The organism is Bradyrhizobium sp. UFLA05-153 (assembly GCF_054185185.1).
On the sequence record NZ_JBBIAM010000169.1, the window covers coordinates 1 to 16,252 of the forward strand.

At 63.3% G+C, this 16,252-nt stretch carries 13 protein-coding genes and 1 pseudogene; 11 read left to right on the plus strand and 3 right to left on the minus strand.

Annotation, left to right across the window (positions count from 1 at the left end):
• The coding region (locus Q2941_RS46700) for a hypothetical protein (protein WP_458196821.1) at positions 1-211 on the minus strand (211 nt) is incomplete at its 3' end.
• A 108-nt stretch (positions 212-319) separates the two neighbouring features.
• Here Q2941_RS46700 and Q2941_RS46705 point away from each other — a divergent pair.
• Positions 320-952, plus strand: a complete 633-nt coding sequence (locus Q2941_RS46705) for a hypothetical protein (protein WP_458196822.1) — start codon at positions 320-322, stop codon at positions 950-952.
• A 69-nt stretch (positions 953-1,021) separates the two neighbouring features.
• On the opposite strand, the gene Q2941_RS46710 is transcribed toward Q2941_RS46705, so the two are convergent.
• On the minus strand, positions 1,022-1,966 hold the full coding sequence (locus Q2941_RS46710) for a helix-turn-helix domain-containing protein (RefSeq protein WP_458196823.1): 945 nt from the start codon (positions 1,964-1,966) through the stop codon (positions 1,022-1,024).
• Between the two features lie 277 nt (positions 1,967-2,243).
• Between Q2941_RS46710 and Q2941_RS46715 the strand changes: the two genes are divergently transcribed.
• From Q2941_RS46715 to Q2941_RS46750, 8 genes are all read left to right on the plus strand, one after another.
• Positions 2,244-4,103 (plus strand): AMP-binding protein, encoded by a 1,860-nt coding sequence (locus Q2941_RS46715; RefSeq protein ID WP_458196824.1) that lies wholly within the window; start codon positions 2,244-2,246, stop codon positions 4,101-4,103.
• 35 nt (positions 4,104-4,138) lie between these two features.
• A complete protein-coding gene (locus tag Q2941_RS46720; protein ID WP_458196825.1) occupies positions 4,139-5,110 on the plus strand; it encodes an ABC transporter permease in 972 nt (323 codons plus the stop codon).
• 38 nt (positions 5,111-5,148) lie between these two features.
• Positions 5,149-6,165 carry a sugar ABC transporter substrate-binding protein gene (locus Q2941_RS46725; RefSeq protein WP_458196826.1) on the plus strand — a complete coding sequence of 339 codons (1,017 nt, stop codon included), beginning with the start codon at positions 5,149-5,151 and terminating at the stop codon, positions 6,163-6,165.
• Between the two features lie 76 nt (positions 6,166-6,241).
• Positions 6,242-8,359: an ABC transporter permease subunit gene (locus Q2941_RS46730; protein WP_458196827.1), complete on the plus strand. Its 2,118-nt coding sequence runs from the start codon at positions 6,242-6,244 to the stop codon at positions 8,357-8,359.
• Positions 8,356-9,450 carry an SMP-30/gluconolactonase/LRE family protein gene (locus Q2941_RS46735; RefSeq protein ID WP_458196828.1) on the plus strand — a complete coding sequence of 365 codons (1,095 nt, stop codon included), beginning with the start codon at positions 8,356-8,358 and terminating at the stop codon, positions 9,448-9,450. Before Q2941_RS46730 ends, Q2941_RS46735 begins: the two co-directional genes overlap by 4 nt.
• Entirely contained in the window at positions 9,447-10,940 is a 1,494-nt protein-coding gene (locus tag Q2941_RS46740; protein WP_458196829.1) for a sugar ABC transporter ATP-binding protein, read from the plus strand. The genes Q2941_RS46735 and Q2941_RS46740 overlap by 4 nt, the downstream gene beginning before the upstream one ends.
• 1,139 nt (positions 10,941-12,079) lie before the next feature.
• Positions 12,080-12,922, plus strand: coding sequence for a DUF1194 domain-containing protein (locus tag Q2941_RS46745; protein WP_458196830.1), 843 nt, complete (start codon positions 12,080-12,082; stop codon positions 12,920-12,922).
• 267 nt (positions 12,923-13,189) lie between these two features.
• Positions 13,190-13,744: a thioredoxin family protein gene (locus Q2941_RS46750; RefSeq protein ID WP_458196831.1), complete on the plus strand. Its 555-nt coding sequence runs from the start codon at positions 13,190-13,192 to the stop codon at positions 13,742-13,744.
• Between the two features lie 435 nt (positions 13,745-14,179).
• Here Q2941_RS46750 and Q2941_RS46755 read toward each other — a convergent pair.
• A pseudogene (locus Q2941_RS46755) lies at positions 14,180-14,839 on the minus strand (DUF3363 domain-containing protein); the annotation flags it as partial.
• 373 nt (positions 14,840-15,212) lie between these two features.
• On the opposite strand from Q2941_RS46755, the gene tnpA reads away from it, so the two are divergent.
• Both tnpA and tnpB read left to right on the plus strand, forming a co-directional pair.
• Complete coding sequence (tnpA, locus tag Q2941_RS46760) at positions 15,213-16,100, plus strand: IS66 family insertion sequence element accessory protein TnpA (protein WP_458196832.1); 888 nt, start codon at positions 15,213-15,215, stop codon at positions 16,098-16,100.
• Positions 16,094-16,252 (plus strand): IS66 family insertion sequence element accessory protein TnpB (gene tnpB / locus Q2941_RS46765; protein WP_458196834.1); only part of this gene is annotated, 159 nt, incomplete at its 3' end. The genes tnpA and tnpB, both read left to right, overlap by 7 nt.

Below are 16,252 nucleotides of genomic sequence, written 5' to 3' on the forward strand. Positions count from 1 at the left end.
ACATCATGCTGCGCCAGCGCTCCCGGGTCACGGAAGTGTTGGCGTCGCCAAATGGAGAGGCGGTCACCGGCGTGCGCCGCGAGAATGGCAAGGGCGCGAGCGAGACGATCGCTGCGGATCTTGTCGTCGACGCCCCCGGACGCGGCACGCCCACTCTCGCCCTGCTGCAATCGATCGGCCGACCGCTGCCCGAGGAGACCACAATCGGCATCGATCTCTCCTATTCCACATGCGTCTTTGCCGTCCCGACGACGCTCCGACCGAGTGGAAAGGCGTCATCACTTTCGCCCAGGCGCCCCACAATCGCCGGGGCGGCATCTTGTTTCCGCTCGAGGGCAACCGGTGGATGGCAACGCTTGGCGGCCGCCTCGGTGAGGTCCCGCCCGGCGATGCGGAGGGGTTCCTGACGTATGCTCAATCGCTTCGGACGCCGACGATCTACAATGCGATCAAGCACGCCGGGCGCCTGGACGGGGTCGCGCGCTACGGCTTCCCGGAGAGCATGCGGCGCCATTTCGAGCGGCTCGATGGTTTTCCCCGCGGGCTGTTGCCGATCGGCGACGCAATTTGTCGGTTCAATCCCGTCTACGGGCAAGGCATGAGCGTGGCCGCCCTGGAGGCGCGCCTGCTCCAAGGGCTTCTCGAAAGACTAGCAGGAAACAGCGATCCAATCGCCGGGCTGGCACCCGCTTTCTTCGCCGAAGTGCCGACGCTGATCGAGACGCCGTGGTCGGTGGCCATACTCGACTTCGCGTTTCCCAATACGCGCGGGCAACGTCCGGCGGATTTTGAGATGACGCGCAACTTCGGTATCGCCCTGACCCGACTCGCCGCCGAAGATCCGGCCGTCCACAAGCTAACCGTCGAGGTCCAACATCTATTGAAGCCACGCAGCGTCTATCGCGATCCTGCGCTCGTGCAGCGTGTGCTTACGAAAATGGCCGAGGTATGACTCTCGCGGGGAGGGATTAACGCCGTTTTCAAGCGTGCCGACATGCACGCCGCCTCATGGAGAAGTTTCTTAGCGCTTACGCAGCTCCGACGGGCTATGCCCAAATCGCCGCCTAAAGGCGGTGCTGAAGTGCGATGAGCTCCTGAAGCCGCAACGATAGGCAACCTCGGTCACTGACAAGGACCGCAACTCCGGACGGGTCAGCATATCGTAGCAGCGCTGCAGACGGCGGTCCAGGATCCACTCGGAGACCGACGCCTCCGTGAGCCTGAAGAGATAATGCAGGTGCCGGAGCGAGACGCCGTTGTTCTTCGCGATCCTCTCCAGCGAGAGATCCGGATCGATCAGGTGCTCCTCGATCCAGGCCTTGACGGATCGCAGGCGCGCCTTCTGGGCGGTCGCATCTTCCGAAAGCTCATCCCTGTCGCCCATGTCCAAGGCAAGCGCCAGGACGTCCATGAGCTCATCGCCCAGCCGGGCGCGCGCGACCTCATCGAGCGGCGAGCCTTCGGAGGCGAGCGTCGCACAGAACTCGGCCGCAATCCGCCCCAGCCCCCGTCCCGTCGCCATGGTCATCGCGACAGGGATCTTGCTCGCGTTAAACCGCGAGGCGAACTCCACGCGCGGAATCTCCAGATACAGCGACCGCACCTTGCCCATGCACTCCAGATCATAGGCCTCGGAGGCCGAGAAGATCGCGCCGACGCTGGGATTGGTGAGCAGCGCCTGCCCGGCCTGGAGGACGTTGATTTGTCCCTGCTGGACGAACTCGACATAGTAGCAGTCCTTGTCGAGCTTCGCGATGTGGCGCTCGCGCCGCGTGATGCGCTGCTCCGACAGCAGGACGTCTGTCATCGTGACGGCACCGAACTTCGCTTCACGGATGAAGCCCTGATAGTCCGAGCGCTTCTCCGCGTTGACGTCGACATGGACATAGACGTCGCAGATCGCACCCTGCCAGGCAGCGTAGCGCTTGGACGGCTCGAAGTCTTCCGTCGTGAACACGAGATTCATCAATGCCCCGTTCGGTAGCAGCCGCGCGCTCCCTTGTGCGCCGCACAAGAGGCTGTGCTGCGATTCTAGATGTCCAGCGGCTCTGCGCAAGCCAACTTTGCACGCCCACGCAAAAGCTTTGCGCTCCGGGGCAAGCGCAGGTTTGGGCGGCGAGCTATTAACAACAAAAAAACGGCTCACAGTAGGGAGGATGCCTGCGCGCGCGCCGATCCGGCAGAGGCGCGTTCGACGTCCCGGTCCAAGGACTGCAGCGATGCGCGTCGATCTGCCTTCCCCGATGACAACACGGTTTACGCGAGCCGTCACCTCCATTGCCGATATCGAGGCGCTGGAGCGGATGCCGTACGATTCCCTCGTGCCCGCGCGCAATCTCTACCACCTCTTCGAGGCGACCGCGCGCTTGCATCCCAACCGGGACGCGCTGACTGTCCTGGTGCCGTCCGGCGAGGTCAGCCTCACGCATCGCCAATTGCTCGACGAAATATCCCGCGCCGCGAACTTATTCAGATCGTACGGAATTGCGCCCGACGGTCCGACCGTCGCGATCCTCTCCCCGATCCAGCCGCAGATCTTTCCCGTCCTGCTTGGCGCCCAGGTCGCGGGCGTGGCCAGCTCAATCAACTATCTCCTGAACGAGGATACGATCGTCGACCTGCTCGAGGCGCAGAACGCGACCGTGCTAGTGATTTCCTCCCAAGCGGCCGACGCCGCCGTCTGGCAGAAGGCCAGCAAGGTGGCTGCGCGCGTCAAATCGCTCCATAAGATCCTGGTCGTGGGCGAGAGCCGAAATCTCCCGGGGTGCTTCTCGCGCTTCGACACTGCGGTTGCCGGTCACCGCGACGCGCTGGACTTCGAGCCATCTGACGATCGGCAGGCGGTGTGCGCCCTGTTCCACACCGGCGGCACCACCGGCCGCCCCAAGCTCGTGCGGCTGACACACGGAAACCAGATCCACGCCGCCTGGGGCTTCGCGCAGGTTCACGGGCTCGACGAGCACGACGCCGCGCTGAACGGCTTCCCGTTGTTTCACGTCGGCGGCACCATGACCGTGGGCTTGTCGATCCTTGCCGCCGGCGGCCATGTGATCATCCCCTCGCCCTACAGCCTCAGGAGCCCGGACGCCATCCGCGACTACTGGCACACGGTGGCACGGCTTGGCGCGACGATCGTCAGCGGCGTGCCCACCTCGATTGCGGCGCTCGCCGAGGTGCCGACCGGGTCATGCGACGTCGGCACGGTCAGAATGGCGCTGACCGGAGGCGCAGTCTGTCCCAAGGCCGTAAGCGACCGCTTCCAGGCCCGCACTGGAATCCGATTGTTTGAAACCTACGGGATGACGGAAACCGCCGCCGCAATCGCCTTCAATCCCGGTCGCGGCGAACCGCTGCAGGGCAGTGTCGGCTTCAGGGCACCGTTCTCGAGAACAAGGATCGTTGCGCTCGGCGATGCCGACATGCGGACGGAATGCCCGCCGCTGAGGAGCGGCCTGGTTCTGGTGAGCGGACCGCAGGTATTTCCGGGCTACCTGGATCCACAGCACAATCGCGGCGTCCTGACCGACGATCGCTGGATCATCACCGGCGACGTCGGCTATCTCACCGAGGACGACCGGCTGGTTCTCACCGGCCGCGAGAAGGACCTGATCGTCCGCAGCGGGCACAATATCGATCCCGCCGCGATCGAGGACGTCGCCAATGCGTTTCCCGGCGTGCAGATGAGCTCGGCCGTCGGCATGCCCGATGCATATGCCGGCGAGGTCCCCATCCTGTTCGTGGTGCCGTCGCCGAACCGCACGATCGATCTGGCGCGGCTGCGGGAGCATCTCGATGCCAACGTCCCCGAGCCGGCGGCGCGGCCGAAGCGCGTCGTGCTGCTGGATGCGCTCCCGGTCACTGCCGTCGGCAAGATCTTCAAGCCGACGCTGCGCGACCTCGCCGTCCGGGAGAAGGTGAGAGCGGAGATCGACCGCCTTTTTGGCGTGGACATAAGCGCGGATATCCATGTCGACAAGGACGACAAGCTCAACACGCGCGTTCGCGTCGCGGTCGCTTCCGCCGACACGGCCTTGCTGAAGGAGCTTGCCGATAGCTTGTCCACGCTGCCGCAGACCTATCTGATCGAGAGCGTGCTGCAATGAAGCTCTGCCCGATCTGGAATTGACGAGAGCCAACCATGAAGCGCCTTCGGTTCAGCCAGCAGGAAATCGTGTTTGCCGTCTTCGCGGCGCTGTTTCTCGCGTTCTCGATTTTCCTCAAGGGATTTCTCACCGCCGACAACATGCTGACGCTGCTGCAGAATGTGGCGGTGCTGGGCATCCTCGGCCTCGCGATGGCCATCGTCGTGATCGGCCGCGGCATCGATCTGTCGCTGATCGCGGCGCTGGCGGTTCCCGGCGGTCTCGTGCTTCAGATGGTGCAGAACGGGCATTCGCTGCCGGCGTCCCTGCTGGCCGCCGGCCTGCTCGCGGTCGCGATCGGCCTCGTCAACGGCTGGCTGATCGCCTATGCCGAGGTGCCGCCCCTGTTCGCAACCCTCGCCACCGGCCTGTTCGTCGCCGGGCTTGGCCAGGCCGCTCTGTTCCAGCTCGACGTCGTGCAATGGAGCGACGCCATGGCGGGGTTCGAACGGCTTGGCCAGGGCAGCATCCTCGGCGTTCCGACCTCGATCCTGATGTTCGCGATCGCCTGCGCCGTGGTGTTCGTCCTGCTGCGCCAGACGCGCTGGGGCGCCTACATCTACGCGGTCGGCGACAATCCGTTCGCCGCGCGCGTCACCGGCATTCCATCGCGGCCGATCATCGTGCTGCAGTATGTCCTGGCCGCGCTGATCGGCTGTTTTGCCGGTCTCGTGATGGCCGCGTCCGTCAATTCGATGCCCACGCGCATCTTCAACTCGACGCTGATCTACGACGTCATCCTGGTCGTCGTGCTCGGCGGCATCGGTCTGTCCGGCGGACGCGGGGGTGTCGTCAACGTCATCATCGGCACGCTGCTGATAGGAACGATGCTCAACGGCATGACCATCCTGGACATCCCCTATGCCGGCCAGAACCTGATCAAAGGCGTCGTCCTTCTGGTCGCCGTCATCACCGATACGTTCCTGAATCCACGCAATGAAGAAACGGCCCAACAAGGCGACATCTAGCCGCCACAACACCAGGACCATCAAACAAGGAGGAAGCAATGCTCGACATTCGGAAGCTAGGACTTGCCGGTCTCGCCGCATCGGCGCTCGCCACCGTTGCGGTTCCGGCCCTCGCGCAACAGGGGCTCGACGAGCCCTTCCAAAAGCCCTTCCGCGACGCTCTCGTGGGCAAGACCGTTGCCTATGTGCCGGTCGCGATGAACTTCGACCTCACCGAAGGCTGGTACGCTGGCCTGAAGAAGGAGCTCGAGCCCTACGGCGTCAAGTTCGAGATTCGCGACCCCAACTGGAACACCAATGCTGGCGCCCAGGCCGTCACATCGCTGATCTCGGAGAAGCCGGCGGTGATGGTGATCCACAATCCCGACGTGCAGACCTACGCAAAGCTGCTGCAGCGCGCCGAGAACGAGGGCATCTACGTCATCCAGATCAACATGGGCTCCGCATATCGCAGCTCCGCCTTCGTCGGCGCAAACTGGATCGAGATCGGCGAGCGCCAGACCGAAGGCGTCGTCAAGGCCTGCCAGGGCAAGTCCAACAAGATCGCGATCATCCAGGGCGCCCTGTCCGCGGCCGCGAGCGCCTACACGCTCAAGGGCGTCGAAAACGTCCTCGCCAAGCATCCCGAGATCAAGGTCGTCTCCAGCCAGGCCGCCGACTGGGACGCCGCCAAGGCGAAGGCCATCACGCAGACGGTGCTGAAGCAGAACCCCGATCTCTGCGGCATCGTCGGCTTCTGGGACGGCATGGACATCGGCACCGCGGCCGCCATCAAGGAAGCCGGGCTGACCGGCAAGGTATTCCTGGCGACCTCCGGTGGCGGCGAGCGCAAGGGCGCCTGCGAGCTCGTGAAGAATGGCTCGTTCGACCTCAACATGAGCTACGACGTGCCGACGCAGGCGGCGCAGATGGCCGGAACGATCAAGTGGCTGTTGTCGTCCGGCGCCAAGCCCGGCTCGGTCAAGGGATCGGAGTACACGACGCTCATTCCGATCACCAAAGACAACGCCGACAGCCAGACGACGTGCTGGAATCTCTCCGATCTCAAGAAGTGATCGCTCCATGAATGCGCGTCCCGGGCTCGCCCCCGGGACGCGCTCCCATTGTCTGATTGGAATGCACGGAAGGCAGATGCGCGAGACACTGACTCGGCTGCGATATCGCTACTGGCCGGACCATCTCCTCGGCGAGATCCTGTCCAAGCGATGGACCGAAACCGCCATTCCGGTCATCCTGCTGCTGATGGTCGGCTTCGCCCTCAGCCGGTCGCTCGAGCATTTCCTGTCCCCCTCGAGCCTCGCCGACACCGCGCGCCAGGCCGGCGAGATCGGCTTCATCGGCCTCGGCATGGGGCTGGTCGTCATCGTCGGCGGCATCGATCTCTCGGTGGGATCGATGTTCGCGCTCACGGATTTCTGCGCGCTCTATCTGCTCGACGTGCTCGGCTGGCCGGTCCCCGCGGTGATCGTCGCGACCATGGTCTTCGGCGGCCTGCTCGGCGCGGTGAACGGCGTCCTGATCGGTTACCTCCGGCTTCGCGCCTTCATCACCACGCTCATTACGCTGATCATCTACCGCTCGGCCTTCGACCTGCTGATCCAGCGCTATTCCAACGCTATCGCATCGGCCTTTCCCGACATTCCGTCATGGGATTTCATCGGCGGCGGGAGCGTGCTCGGGATTCCGAGCGTCGCAATCGTCTACATCGCGGTAGCGATCTTCGGCCACGTGTTCCTGACGCGGCTGCGGCCGGGCTGGCACATCACGGCGATCGGCGGATCGCGCCGTTCGGCCTACAATTCCGGCATTCCCGTGCGCCGGACTATCGCCCTCTGCTATGTCGCAAGCGGCGTGCTGACGAGCATCGGAGCGCTGTTCTTCGCGGCGCGCCTGGGCACGGTCGGTGGCGACATCGGCGTCGGCCTCGAGGTGATCGTGCTGACGGCGACCGTGCTCGGCGGCATTACGCTAGGCGGCGGCAAGGGATCGGTCGTGAAGTCGCTGGTCGGCGTTTTGATCGTCCTTCTCGTCACCAACGGGTTGACCGCCATGAACGCCCGCGGCGGCGTCAACCGCATGGCACTCGCCACTATCCTGCTGGTCGCCGCGATGGTCGACATACGCTGGCAGAAGAACCGGACCCGCATCATCAGCAAGGTCTATGTCGCACCGACCTACCATGCCCTGCCGCCCCCTCCGCCGACCGAGATCGGCAGGGGCGGGCCGTTCGAGCAGAACGACAAGCTGCGTGACGTCTCGCTGATCGGCCTCGGACGGATCGAAGCTCCGGAGGACGTCATTCTCGACCGCAACGACGTGCTCTACGCCGGATCGCGTCACGGCGACATCATCCGCTTCTTTCCGCCCGACTACGAGCGCATGGAGGTGTTTGCGCATATCGGCGGGCAGCCGCTCGGCATGGCGTTCGACCGCCAGGACAACCTCTACGTCTGTATCGGCGGCATGGGTCTCTACCGCATCAAGCTTGACGGGACCGTCGAAAAGGTCACCGACGAGACCAACCGCAGCATGTACTCCGTGAACGACGACAGCCGGCTGCGGCTCGCCGACGATCTAGACATCACCGATGACGGGATGATCTTCTTCTCCGAGGCGAGCGTCCGCTACGAGATGGACGAGTGGCCGGTCGACGGGCTGGAGGCCCGCGGCAACGGCCGCATCATCTGCTACGACACCAAGACCGGCACCACGCACACGGCGCTGCGCGGGCTCAAGTTCCCGAACGGCGTCGCGGTCGCGAGCGACGGGCAGTCGATCCTGTTCGCGGAGACGTTCGGATGCTCGATCAAGCGCTACTGGTTCGCCGGACCGAGGAAGGGCGCCGTCGAGACCGTGATGGACAATCTGCCGGGATATCCGGACAACATCAACCTCGCCTCGGACGGAAACTACTGGCTGGCGCTGGTCGGCATGCGCAGCCCCTCGCTCGATCTCGCCTGGAAGATGCCGGGCTTCCGCCGGCGCATGGCCAAGCGTGTGCCCGTCGACGAATGGCTGTTCCCGAATATCAACACGGGCTGCGTCGTCAAGTTCAACGAGGAGGGAAAGATCCTGGAGTCGTTCTGGGACCTCAAGGGCCTCAATCATCCGATGATCACGTCGATGCGCGAGCATCGCGGATACCTCTATCTCGGCGGCATCGCCAATAATCGCATCGGCCGGTTCAAGCTGGAGAACGCGGATCCGGATTTCGTCCAGCACGACAAGCGTTGGGGAAAACAGTCGTGATCGCCGCCGTCCGCGAATTCGCCAACCGCATTCTCGGCCGCGGCGACGCGACCATCACCGTACCGTCCTTCGACGGCGCGCTGAAGCCCAACCAGCTGCTCGAGCGCGCCGAGACGCTGCTGGAATGCGAGGCGCCTGAGGCTCTCGCCGTGGACGGCGACTCCCTGCTCGTCAGCGACGGCGCGCGGCTCCTGCGCCTGGCCGGATCGTCCGCCACGACGGTGCGGACCTTCGAGCGGCCGATCTCCGCGCTCGCTGTCCTGCCCTCGGGCCGTGTGGCCGTCGCACTCGGGGGCACCGCGGTCCATGTCTACGACGACATCGCGGCAAAGAGCCCCTCGTCGACCTTCACCGGCGAGCTGCATGCCGTCAATGCGCTCGCGGCGGCGCCGGACGGCACCTTGATCGCGACCGACGGCTCGTCGCAGCGCGGCGGCGCCGACTGGGCGCGCGACCTGATGGAGCTCGGCGAAACCGGCCGCGTGTTTCGGCTCGATCCGAGCACGGGAACGGCGCGCCAAATTGCCGGCGGGCTGAACTACGCATTCGGCGCGGCGGCGAGCGGCAGCGACGTGATCGTCAGCGAGAGCTGGCGGCACCGGCTGGTGTCGATTGCACCCGACGGCACGCGCAAGGTCCTGCTCGGTCGCCTTCCGGTCTATCCTTCCAGGCTTTCGCCGGCGCGCGGGGGAGGCTTCTGGCTCACCGCATTCACCGCGCGGACGCAGCTCGTCGAATTCGTGCTGCGCGAGCCGGCCTACCGCCGCCGCATGATCGCGGAGATCGACCCCGACTTCTGGGTCGTTCCGCGGCTGAGCTCGGGCAACTCGTTCAAGGAGCCGCTGCAGGGCGCGCATATCAAGACCATGGGCGTCATGAAGCCATGGGCGCCGCCGCGGTCCTACGGTCTCGTGATCCGTCTCGGCGCCGACGGCCTGCCGCGCTACTCGCTGCACAGCCGGGCCGACGGCGTCAATCACGGCATCGTGGCGGCGGTCGAACTGGGTGGCGACCTCGTTATGATCGCCAAGGGACCGCGGCGCGTGCTCAAGCTGCCGCTTGCGGTCGCCGGCGCGGAGGTCCGCACATGAGCGACATTGTTCTGTCGCTGTCCAAGGCGACCAAGCTCTACGGCGGCGTGCCGGCGATCGACGGAGTCGATTTCGACTTGCGGCGCGGCGAGATCCACGCCCTGGTCGGCGAGAACGGCGCGGGCAAGTCGACGCTAACGAAAGTCATGGCCGGCGTCGTGACCTTGACCTCCGGCGCGATGGCCGTCGACGGCACCGCCGTCGCGCCTAAGACCCCGCTCGAATCGCGCAACCTTGGCATTGCCATGGTGTTCCAGGAGAACAGCCTCGTCCCCACGATGACCGTGGCGCAGAATCTGTTTCTCGGTCAGGAGAAATTCTACAACCGGCTGCGCGGCATCTACATCGCGGCCCAGCAATTCCTGCAATCGCTGAACTTCGACGTGACGCCCACGGCGACCGTCGGCGGATTGGGCGCGGCCAAGAAGCAGATGGTCGAAATCGCCCGCGCGGTCCTGCACAAGGCCAAGGTCATCATCTTCGACGAGCCCACGGCCACGCTGACGCCGGAGGAGAAGAAATACTTCTTCGACCTGGTGCGCGACCTGAAGAAGCGCGGGGTTTCGATCATCTTCATTTCCCACGCGCTCGAGGAGGCGCTGCTGCTCGCCGACCGCATCACCGTCCTGCGCGACGGCAGGCATGTCGTGACCGACGATGCGTCGAAGTTCGACCGCACGCGCATCATCCAGGCCATGGTCGGCCGCGATCTCTCCAACACGCTCTATGGCGCGCGCAAGGACAAGATGCGCCCGGCCGGCAGGCGCGTGCTGACCGTGCAGAACCTGAAGATGGCGCCGATGGTGAAGAACAACTCGCTGTCGGTGTTCGCCGGCCAGATCACCGGAGTGTTCGGCCTGGTCGGCGCCGGCCGCACCGAGACCTTCAAGATCGTGTCGGGCGTCCTGAAGCGCGACTTCTTCCACGGCGGAGAAATCCTGCTCAACGACAGGCCAGTGCGTTACCGGGTGCCCGCGCCTGCCGTGAAGGCCGGCATCGCCTATGTGACCGAGGACCGCAAGGTCGAAGGCTTCTTCGAGACCGCCTCGATCGCGCGTAACATCTATCTAGGCCTCCTCGCCAAGTTTCCGGCGGGCGCCTGGCTGTCGCGGCGCGAAAGCAATACGGCGGGCAAGACCTGGATCGAGCGCCTCAAGGTCCGCGCCATCGGCGACGAGGTCAAAGTCGTCGAGCTCTCCGGCGGCAACCAGCAAAAGGTCGTCATCGCCAAGTCGCTGATCCAGGACCCAGAGCTGATCATCTTCGACGAGCCCACGCGCGGCGTCGACGTCGGTGCCATCGTCGAGATCCACGAGTTGATCAACCGACTCGCCGACGAAGGCAAGGCGGTCGTCGTGATCTCCTCCTATCTGCCCGAAATCATGGCGCTGTCCGATCGCATCCTGGTCTCGCGGCAGGGCAAGGTCGTCGAGGAGTTTTCGGCGATCGAAGCTACAGAAGAGAAAATCATGTACGCGGCAATCCACTGATGACCAGATCGACCAGCTAATTAGGTGTCCTTCTACCCTCGGGCGACCTCCTCAATGGGCCCCGTCCGCTTTGCGCCCAATAGCTGCCGCTTCCTTCTTCTGAGGCTTGGGCCGCCGTTTTCGACTAATCGTTAGGTTGTGAAATTGAGCGGGGTTGATCTGCTCCGCTCGGCCAATGCAATTCGCGCGGGATGCTCCAACCGTTACCGCTAGGAGCACAAAATGCAGAAGATCGTAGTTTGGCGTAGGAAATCGTGGCTCATGGTAGCGGGGAACAACTCGAACCCCGGTGCCAGAGTTTGCGGTCTTCAGTTTGTTCAACGCGATACGCGCCCGGTCCCGGACTTAGCCGACGTCCGCCTCTTTCCTTTTCGCGCGCTCTAGTACGCCGCGCTACGCCATCGGCGTAGCGACTGTTGGATATCCGTTTCAAGGGGGTTAAGTGGGCAACAGGCCAGATCCATCGAGAAAACGAATGAACCATGTCAATCTAGCTGATAACGGGCGCCCCTACTCCCACTCAATCATTTAGGACAACACTATCGCGTTGATTTGCAAGCGCAATGCGTCAAAGCTGGCAGTCAGATCCCGACCGTATATCCGTGCTAACGTTTTGATCTTGAATTCACAGGAAAATTTATGCTGCTCGGAGCAATGGCTCCTTCGGCAAGTATCGGAGTCAATCGACTAGGTGGACGCGAGTGCTTGGCCGTAAGGGTCACCGCCACACTCGCGCCTTTGCTTCCGATACCGTCAATGATCGGGAAAACCGTGGTTGGCTTGTGAGGTGATAGCTCGCACCGCTCACCGGGCCACTCCGTCCCTGGACACCTCGGTCCGCTTTGCGCCAACAGCTTCACTTCTATTCGATTGGCGGAATGGTGCGCAACCAGGCAACGAGGGCGTTGAGATTCTGCTCAGTCATCTTGCTAACTGGAATCTGGAAAGTCTCATCGGTGTCCGGACAGGCAAAGCCTTTTGGGGTTGGCGCGATCCGGAAGCACCAGGCAGTTCCGGGCTTCTACTCATCGTCCAGAGCAAGCCTCGACCGCTGCGAACGGGGACGACAATTGCATGTTTCCGCTTTTCGGAACGTGTTTTGGGTGTCACCATGCTCGTGAAAGGACGGGAGGGCCGCCATGCGCTGGTGTGTCTCGGTCGGGGCGGTGCTTGTTGCGGGGGCGATGGTCGGAGGTGACGTTGCTGGCATTGCCGCGCCGACCCTGAACTCTCGATTCGTCGACACCAACCACATTGTACAGCCCGTCAATGTCGAGCTCGTTATCGCCGTCGACATCTCCTATTCGATGGATATGGACGAACTTGCCATTCAGCGCGAGGGCTATGCACTGGCCATCGTCTCGAAAGACTTCCTTCAGGCACTGAGGGCCGTTCCGGGCAGCAAGGTGGCCGTGACCTATTTCGAGTGGTCGATGTCGGGCGACGAGAAGATCATCGTTCCCTGGCGCATGATCGACGGCCCGGAATCGGCGGATGCAGTAGCCGCCGAGATCATGAAAGCGCCGGTTCGCCGAGGTTCGAGTACCTCGATTTCCGGCGCGATTAATTTCGCACTGCAGCTGTTCGAAGAGAGCCCCTATCGCGGGTTGCGGCGCGTCATCGATGTCTCCGGCGATGGGCCGAACAACGATGGAGCCCCCGTAACCGGCGCGCGTGACGCTGCCTTGGAGAAAGGGATCATTATCAATGGCCTCCCGATCATGGTGAAGGAGCCATCCCTCTCGACGACCGATATCGAGAATCTCGATCTCTATTACGAGGACTGCGTGATCGGGGGGCCGGGCGCCTTCATCATGACGATCAAAGATCGCGAAAAATTCCAGGAAGCGATCCGGACCAAGCTTGTTCGCGAAGTTGCGGACCTCACGCCAGAGCGCGGGGTCGTCCCAGCCGCCGAGAAAGAGCCTCGGGTGCCCTGTCTGATCGGCGAAAGAAAATCGCAGGAGCGCGGCCGGCGGTGAGTGTCGAGACAATCATTCAGAGCCGCCGGACGAACAAACTTTAGACAGCAATTATCCTGGTCGCCGCCCCACGCGCCGGAGCATTGGAGGAGCTAACGTCCGTCGTGGCCCACACCGACGAACTCCCGCGCTCGTCCAAATGGCGGTGTTAAGGGTCGACCGGAAATGGCTGACGTATGGCCAAAACGACGCGACTGGCGAGCAGGTCTTGGAAACTGTGCCCCAGCAGACCGTCGTCAGCATATATTGGGCACAAGGAGGTGCGATATGGCAACAGCAGCTACCCAAGTCGTTTTTGATACGCCGGCGGCGGTGTTCCAGCTTCCGGCCACCGACGGCAAGACTTACGCACTAGACGACGTTGCGGGCGCAAAAGGCACAGTCGTCGTCTTCATCTGCAACCATTGTCCCTATGTTAAAGCGGTGATCGACCGCATGGTTTCGGACGCCCGCGTGCTGATGTCGGAGAGCATTGGCTTTGCGGCGATTTGCTCAAACGATGCGGCGAGCTATCCCGAAGACTCATTTGAGAATATGAAGCGTTTCGCGAAGGCTAATGATTTCCCGTTTCCATACCTCCACGACGAGACCCAGAAAGTCGCTCGGGCGTATGGGGCGGTCTGTACGCCGGACTTCTTCGGCTACAATGCCGACCGCAAGCTCAAGTATCGCGGCCGGCTCGACGAAGGGCGCACAACTCCGCCTCACGCGGGGGCGCCCCGAGAGCTTGTCGAGGCGATGCGCGCGATTGCGACCACAGGTCTGGCGCCGGCTGACCAAAAGGCGTCTATTGGCTGCTCGATCAAATGGAAGGACAAATGAAGTCGGATCAAGGCGTTGGGTGAAAATCAAGAAACCGCAAACATCCGGCGATGGTGCGGATGATGGACGCGTTTCGAGCGCCTGCGGAATCCCGTCGCCGCATGGAGTCGGCAATTCCAGAACCATGCGCTCCAGCTTGCGAGCCCGCTCGATCAGCAGGGCACGGTTTTGGCGAAAGGTGTCCCGCATGTCTCGGTCAGGGCGAAGATCGGTGAACTCCTTTCCCTGCTGCTCCGCGATCAGCATGCGGTCAAGTTGGGTGAAGCGGTCGGCGTCCACCTCCCGCTCGAGCTGCTTTGCCACCTCAAGCTCGGTTTGGCGACCCAGTTCCCGCGTAACGATCTCGCTGGCACGTTCACGAATGCCGTAGGCGATGTAGTCGCCGGCGATGTTGAGGATCTTGCCGTCATCGGTGACGCCCCGAACGAGGATATGGGTGTGCGGGTGGCCGGTGTTGTGATGGTCAACCGCGATCCAGTCGAGCTTAGTCCCGAGGTCGGCTTCCATCTGCTTCATCAGATTGCGGGTGGTCTCGCGCGGATCAGCCAGCTCCACGCCTTCCTCGGCGGAAACGATGAAGCGGAACTGATGCCGGTCCTCACGGCCCCTGTCGAGGAAGGCGCGGCCATCCTCTATGTCATGCTCCGCCGAATAGACCTGGCCTTTCTCGCCGTCCTTCGTCACGCCATCTCGCTCGAGATAGCGAAGGTGGGCGTCGACCGCTTTGGCGCTGACGAACCCTCGTCCCCGCATTGCGCCGCGCTGTGGGTTGAGTTTGACGATCCGGCCCTTCACTGCTACACGCCGCGCCCGTGTGCGCACCCCGCTCGCGTCCCCGCTCCAAGCGCTTCGATCCTTCAGCGTCAGCGCTACTGCGGCGCCGCGGCCGCGCGCGTTGAACCGACTGCTTCCCTTCCCGGGCTGGGTCATGCGATTGGGATCGCCGCCGGCTCGACGTATGGCCTGCTGGATCTCACCGAGGAAACTGGCCGGGCGTCGGCGCATCGCGCCTGTCCGGCGCGTGCGCGTCTCTACACGACCACGATCCCGAACCTTGCCGGGAAGGATGCGAAAGTCATCTTCGTTCCTCGCCATGAGCTGACGATCGAAGGACGAAAAACGCCGCACAAGAGCGCAATACGCTCACCGCGCAGGAGCGTAGAAAAAAGCGCATCCGCGTAACTGCTGCGGTCTGTCTATCGTCGCACATTGCGTGCGATGGCGCTCGGACCCTTGCGAAGAAACGAGAAAGTGTCGGAAGCGGCCCCGCTGCACCTTACTGCTCGACCAGCGAGCTCGACAATAACAATGTGCAGACAAAACCTTAGGAACGAAGTTCCTGTGGCGAGGCAGCTCGCTTTATCTTGCCTTTCTAATCGGGCGGGCGTAAGCGTCCGAATCCTGCACGACTTTTCGATGGTGTGTTCTCGTTCCATTTCGGGTTCTCTGCTGCACTGGAGAATCTCCGGTGGGTCCAAAACATTTCCAGAACAAAGCCAGGCGTGAATGGTGGTCGATTCACATCGAGGCCTGGCGGCGCAGCGGCACTTCGCGCAAGGCGTATTGCCGTCAGCATCGACTGGACGAGGGCACGTTCACGCGCTGGCTCAAGGTTCTTGCTGGCGAGGAAGCTGCACGCAAGCTCACGGAATATCAGACGGAATTGCGCCGCGAGAAGCGCCGTGAAGAGCGAGAGAAAGGGGTGCGAAAGCGCCGCCGGCAAGCGTTCGGCATCAGCACGGACGTGCGCAATCGCGCCATGCAAGCGTTCTGGGCGATGCATGTGGAGGCGATGAATTGGAGCGGCATGGGTGTCCGCGAGTACGCCGCGGCGCTGTCGCTTTCGCCGTACGCGCTGCGCACATGGCGTGACCGGTTGGACGACGGCGAGGTCGAAATCGACTGGCGTGCGCATCTTCACCCCTCCGCCCGCCCCGTCGCTAGCGCTAGTGCTAAGGAATCGACCTCCAAAAGCAGCTTGACAGGAGCCGTGAACGACGCTCCGACCGCGCCCGCGACGCCGGCCCGGCGCTTCTTCAGCGACGAGCAGAAGCTGGCGATCGTGATGGAAACCGAGCAGCCGGGTGCCACGGTCTCCGGTGTTGCCCGCAAGCACGGCGTCGTCACGGGATTGCTGTTCCGCTGGCGGGTGGAGTTCGGCGTGGCGCAGAAGAAGCGCGCAAAGCTTGCATCCGTCGCGCTGGCGGACGACACGACGGCCGCTCTCGTTCTACGACCGCCGGAAGGAATGATGGCTGTTGATCTGCCCGAAGGGCGGCGTGTCTTTGCCCGCGTCGGCAGCGATCCCGATGTTGTGCGGGCGCGCGTTGAGAGCGGAGAGATCGCGCCATGCTGATTGTTCCTGCGGGCGTGAAAGTGCACCTGGCGCTTGGCTACACGGACATGAGGAAAGGCATAGATGGCCTCGCCGTGTTGGTCCAGGAAGTGCTGAAGAAAGATCCGTTCTCGGGCCATCTGTTTGCCTTCCGCGGTAAGAAGGCATCGATG

Bases quoted from the DNA above. Each gene is read 5' to 3' on its own strand.
- Q2941_RS46730 (WP_458196827.1), top strand. From the start codon at position 6,242: ATGCGCGAGACACTGACTCGGCTGCGATATCGCTACTGGCCGGACCAT.
- Q2941_RS46740 (WP_458196829.1), top strand. From the start codon at position 9,447: ATGAGCGACATTGTTCTGTCGCTGTCCAAGGCGACCAAGCTCTACGGC.
- Q2941_RS46725 (WP_458196826.1), top strand. From the start codon at position 5,149: ATGCTCGACATTCGGAAGCTAGGACTTGCCGGTCTCGCCGCATCGGCG.
- Q2941_RS46715 (WP_458196824.1), top strand. From the start codon at position 2,244: ATGACAACACGGTTTACGCGAGCCGTCACCTCCATTGCCGATATCGAG.
- Q2941_RS46745 (WP_458196830.1), top strand. From the start codon at position 12,080: ATGCGCTGGTGTGTCTCGGTCGGGGCGGTGCTTGTTGCGGGGGCGATG.
- Q2941_RS46710 (WP_458196823.1), bottom strand. From the start codon at position 1,966: ATGAATCTCGTGTTCACGACGGAAGACTTCGAGCCGTCCAAGCGCTAC.
- Q2941_RS46720 (WP_458196825.1), top strand. From the start codon at position 4,139: ATGAAGCGCCTTCGGTTCAGCCAGCAGGAAATCGTGTTTGCCGTCTTC.
- Q2941_RS46750 (WP_458196831.1), top strand. From the start codon at position 13,190: ATGGCAACAGCAGCTACCCAAGTCGTTTTTGATACGCCGGCGGCGGTG.